The organism is Mucilaginibacter sp. (assembly GCF_036383575.1).
Taxonomy (GTDB): domain Bacteria; phylum Bacteroidota; class Bacteroidia; order Sphingobacteriales; family Sphingobacteriaceae; genus Mucilaginibacter.
This window is the reverse complement of record NZ_DASVOB010000342.1, coordinates 1-4,928: the sequence shown is the minus strand read 5'-3', so window position 1 is coordinate 4,928 and position 4,928 is coordinate 1. Positions and strand designations below refer to the sequence as shown.

The following is a 4,928-nucleotide window of genomic DNA, read 5'->3' as shown; positions in this document are numbered from 1 at the left end:
GCTGGAAGTAATAAAGAACCTGTCATGTTTACCAATTGGATGGCAAATGAAAAATTTGAACCCTTCAAAATGAATTGAAGTACACCGTTAACGGCGCGATTTTGTCTTAAATCATGATGATCAGAAACGCTCCGATTTTCGCTATTTCACACTATTGCACAATAATTCCTATGAGTTAAAAATTTGTATATTATAAATTAAATTATGTTTAACTTTATAATACACAGCCAGTTATAGCCATGCCTGCAGAAGCCAATAAAGCTGTTACGCCTTTAAGTTGGGTTATTATAACCGGACTGGGCTTTGTGCTGTTTGTGGCGGCTGCGGTAGTACTCATGATCTTTAGTAATAAGGCCGCAAATTTAAGTCCGCAGGTTTATTTTTTTCTGTTGGTTTTTGTAGCCTTAATTGCATCGGGTTTTTTATTTGGGGCCTTAAAAGCACATGCAAAATATAGCGGTAAATTGTATAATGGCACTTTAGCGCTCGGCGGCCCAGCCGTGATCTTTTGCCTGATCATTTATTTTGGCCTGAAACTTTCGCCCGTGGCCGATTCATTTGACGTTAAATTCATCGTGTTTGGTGATGAAACTAAGAACGAACTGGTAAATGGAGGGTTGCTTAAAGTACTGTTCAATAAGCCAGATTCGGCAAGGATAGAAAATGGGGTAGTAACCTTTAACGAACAGCCTGCAAACTTATTAGGAAAAAGTATTACCGTTACTCCCGCGGTAGCCGGCTATTACCGGCAAAGCCAGCAGGTAACCATCCCCATTGACGGGCGTACACCTATCGAACTGCATCTTAAAAAACAAGCGGATTCATTAACCGTGAGCGGTTTGGTTGTAGATATGCAGGGCCAACCCGTTCCCGATGTATTGATTGTACTGGCCGATGGGCTTTATAAAACCAATGCCGATCAGTTAGGTAATTTCAGCTTAACCTTGCCAATAAAAGACGGGACTGAACTGCCGGTGAGGGTTTACCGGGGAAACAAGCTGCGTTTTAACAGCACACAGATCTTTTCGTCCAAAGTACCGCTTACCCTTCAGCTTAATAAGCTATGAAAAGGGGAATTTGCATAGTAAGTTTATGCATGGCCTGGCTTAGTAGCTACGGGCAGACTATCATTTTTAAAGGAGAGCTTTTAAGCAACAACGCCTTAGTTAAAAACTACACCATTACTATTGATGGAAACCCGGCAACCACAAACGAATCCGGTGTATTTACCGCCGCTATTAGCAGCAACACCTCCCAGGTAGAAATTAAAACTTCTGACAAAAGCTATATCATCCTGTACCCATTGGGAGGGCGGGTGCTGATACCAAAAAATCCATCGTTATTAACGCAGATAGTATTGGAGAGTTTTCAATCAAGCGGGCAGATCAAGAGTTATATGGCATCGTTGTCGCAATTAAAGGATGCAGCTAAAAAGGGGCAATCCGACACGAAAGCTTTACAGGCTAAAATTGATTCCATCGCTGCCAATCTTAAAAAGTTGGGTTATTCTAATGATGATCTGCGGATTGCCCGTGAAAGGCAGGATGGCATCGATCTGTTTTATCCTGAGATCAGTTCGACCTTGCAAAACTATATCCTGCAGGCACAAACTTTAATGATCGCCTTTAAATTTATAGGTGTATATGCCTTTGTAAATGTTAATGCGCTTACGCAATACGCGCAAACCCAAAATGGGTTTAACCAGGCATTTGAAAAATTATATGTCAACTATCCTACCTATTCAAAAAAAATGGACGATTACTGGGACGATCCGTCACTTTCCAAAGCATTCGAGGGGATAGCTGATACGCTGATCTATGGTATTGGCAAAAATAAAATTGTCCCTTTAAACGATCTTAAAAACCAGATCAATCAATATTTTCAGAATCAGATTCCTGATAAGGATAAAGACAAACTAAAAAAGGAGATCCAATCACAAATAGAAACACAGGTTCCAGCCATCTCTGACCAGCTTATCGCTATGGAACAACGTGTAAAAGAATTTCTGAGCCGGTTAAAAAATTAATATTCATTAATAACTAAAGCATTTAATCATGAAAAAGTTAAATTCCCCCCTCTATGTTATTTTGATTGTTATTATGGCACTTTGCACCTCCACCTGTGGTAAAAGCAGTGACGGAGGCGGCGGTGGTGGCGGTGGCGTTATTGTTCTTCTGGGCGATTTGATAGGTTTCTGGCAGACCGACAGCGATTCGTTTACGTTTGGCAACCAGGATGGCAAGCTTAGCGGCTCCGGGACTGTTGGAGGTAAAACCGGTGATGTAACCAATAGTAAGATCGACAAGTATCAGTTTTCTTTTGATCTTCTGTTTAGCGACAATAGCACCAAGAGCTATACCGGAACCATAGATGAGTCAAAGAAGTCTATAAAGTTAACGACAGGCGGAACAACCACTACTTTCAATAAGCAATAGTAAATTGTGCCTCGGTTGGTCAATGACTATAGGCGTTCGGAAGACAAAAAAACGAGTCATTGCGAGGAGGAACAGCCTGTCCCGAATTTATTTCGGGAACGAAGCAATCGCATACTATACAGGGCGGCTATGCTTCCGTGCGGTTGCCACGCTTCACTCGCAATGACATATTTTTTGTTTGTTTTTCAAACAACTTTCATTTAAAAAAACAACTAAGATGCAGCAAAGCAGCAAACTTTGTTCCGGCGGTAAAAGCTATGCCATCAACGGAAGATTGATTTTTTAAACGGGTCACTGTCTCAAATTGAGTTTCCTTCCATCGCACATTGAACAGGTTATTTATCGTTAAGCCAATCTCATATTTGGGTCTGGTATAGTTCAATACCAGGTCATTAACAAAATAGCCTTTGGCAACCAGGCTATAATCGGCATTTGCTGCACGGTCGCCAAGATACCGGTAGCGCAGGCTTCCGTTAAAGCCATCTTTAAAAATATAGGTTATGCCGCCTGCGCTGCTCCAAACTGGCGCTAAAGGAATATAGTTTGCCCCGGCCGGGTCATCCAGCGAACGCCCGTGTGCATAATTTACATCCGCATCAAAATATAAGGATTTGATTGGTTGGTAACGTCCGGACAAGTCAAAACCAATGCGACGGGTGCGGCCGCTAAACTCTACCGAACCTCCGTCGCCGGCGTATACATATTCTTTTTGCAGGTAACTATACCATAAGGCCGCGTTGAACAGCAAGTTTTTGGCCGGTTTAAATACTGTACCCAAATCGGCTCCGTATGCTGCGGGCAGGGTTTGCAAACCGCCCTGCGCTACTACTATCCGGGTGTCATTTGAATGGAAGCCTTTCCCTGTTAATAAATAGAGCTGGGTTTTATCGTTAACCTGGTAATAAAAATTCAGCTTGGGGCTTACTATATTGTTATTAGCGGTATAGATACCAATACCGTTAAGTGTGCTGTCGGTAGCCAGTTTATTATTATACCGGTAATAAAACTGATCAAACCTTAATCCCGCATTCATGGAGAACTTTGAGCTGAACTGAAAGATCTCATTCAGATAAGCCCCGGCACTCAATTCGGTGATATCGCCCAATTTTATCGGATCGATAACCGTGACGTTATTGACAGTATGTGACAGTTCCGAACCTTTGGTCATATCCAGCCGGGCATTTACACCCGCTTCCGTTGTTAGTTTTGTGCTGCCCATGTAGCCGTCATGTCGGTAACTGCCGTTATAGCCATACAGATCGCGTGCTTCTCTTTGGCGGATCTCGTCGCCATTAACTGTATCCAGCAGGTAAAACGTAAAATTGGTATGCAGATCAAACTTATAACGAGAGTAATAGAACTGGTTTTTAACAATATCATGATTTGAAAGCTCGGTTAAAAGCTGCGCGTTTACATTAATGCGTGATGTAACTCCTCCCTCATTAGGATCAAGCGCACCGTAAAACCCAACGATACCATTGTTTACCGCGCTTTCCGGGATCTGGCCCGACGCTTTCCATGAACTGGATAAGGCCGACAAGCTAACCGTTAGCCAATTATTAGCATTTAACCGCCCATGATATTTTGTAAAAAAGTTAAAACGCTTAAAGTGCTGCGGGTTATCAAAATAACTATCACTATATCGGTATTCTGAAGCGGCATACCACGACTGGTTATTGGCTTTAGCCTTTTCACCGAGCAGGTTGATCATGCCAAATACCCGGTAGGTATTATACTGTCCGTCTTCTATTTTGATTTGGTTTGTGCTGATGGCATTGGCCGTGTTAAAGTTTACGAACCCGGTAACGGCCAGATCACCTTTCTCAGCATTGTACATGCCTTTTTGGTAGGTAGTGCTTTCAATTGTTTCCGGGATGATGAAATGACTATCGGCATAACCCTGTCCATGTGCCTGCGATACCATATTGATTGGCATTTCGTCAACGCTCATATTGATATCGGTGCCATGATCATTATCAAATCCCCTCAAAAAGATCTGTTCGGCCTTACCGCCACCCTGATGCTGACCAATAAAAAGGCCCGGAATCAAACGCAGCACTTCCTGCGAATTAGAAACACCGCGTAATTTTATATCCATTTCGCTGATAGCTTTATTAGGATTGAGGTTATTGGCGGTGATCACCACATCGGTTAACAAAGTTTGCTTTGGGCTCAGGCTGATCAGTGGGGTAACACCGGATTCGGCAAGTAAAATCACTCTTTTTTGATAGCCTACGGCAGTGATTGTAAGGGACTGTGCTGCCGGCCCAGCGTTTCTGTAGGAGAAATGGCCGGTCTCGCCGGTAATTGCTATTTTGTTTATAGGGTTTAAAACAATAGTAACACCGTTAATTGGCACACGGGTAGCACTGTCAATAACCGTTCCTGAGATAGTTTTTTGCTGCGCATACAGCCCGCTGCTCAATAGTAGTAGTAATATGTTTAATGCCGATATTTTAAATTTCATGTTATCAATTACATAGAGCATCCTGT

At 42.6% G+C, this 4,928-nt stretch carries 4 protein-coding genes; 3 read left to right on the top strand and 1 reads right to left on the bottom strand.

The features are described 5' to 3' along the window. The first annotated feature begins 239 nt into the window (after positions 1–239). Genes VF500_RS11715 through VF500_RS11705 form a run of 3 tightly spaced genes read left to right on the top strand, consistent with a single transcriptional unit; the run spans position 240 to position 2,435 of the window. Positions 240–1,067 (top strand): hypothetical protein, encoded by an 828-nt coding sequence (locus tag VF500_RS11715; protein ID WP_330859841.1) that lies wholly within the window; start codon positions 240–242, stop codon positions 1,065–1,067. Further along, the gene (locus VF500_RS11710; protein WP_330859840.1) at positions 1,064–2,026 is read left to right on the top strand and encodes a hypothetical protein; all 963 of its coding nucleotides are present in this window, start codon (positions 1,064–1,066) and stop codon (positions 2,024–2,026) included. The genes VF500_RS11715 and VF500_RS11710 overlap by 4 nt, the downstream gene beginning before the upstream one ends. Before the next feature lie 28 nt (positions 2,027–2,054). Further along, positions 2,055–2,435, top strand: a complete 381-nt coding sequence (locus VF500_RS11705; protein WP_330859839.1) for a hypothetical protein — start codon at positions 2,055–2,057, stop codon at positions 2,433–2,435. Between the two features lie 196 nt (positions 2,436–2,631). Here VF500_RS11705 and VF500_RS11700 read toward each other — a convergent pair. Continuing rightward, a partial coding sequence (locus VF500_RS11700; RefSeq protein ID WP_330859838.1) for a TonB-dependent receptor occupies positions 2,632–4,928 on the bottom strand: 2,297 nt, incomplete at its 5' end.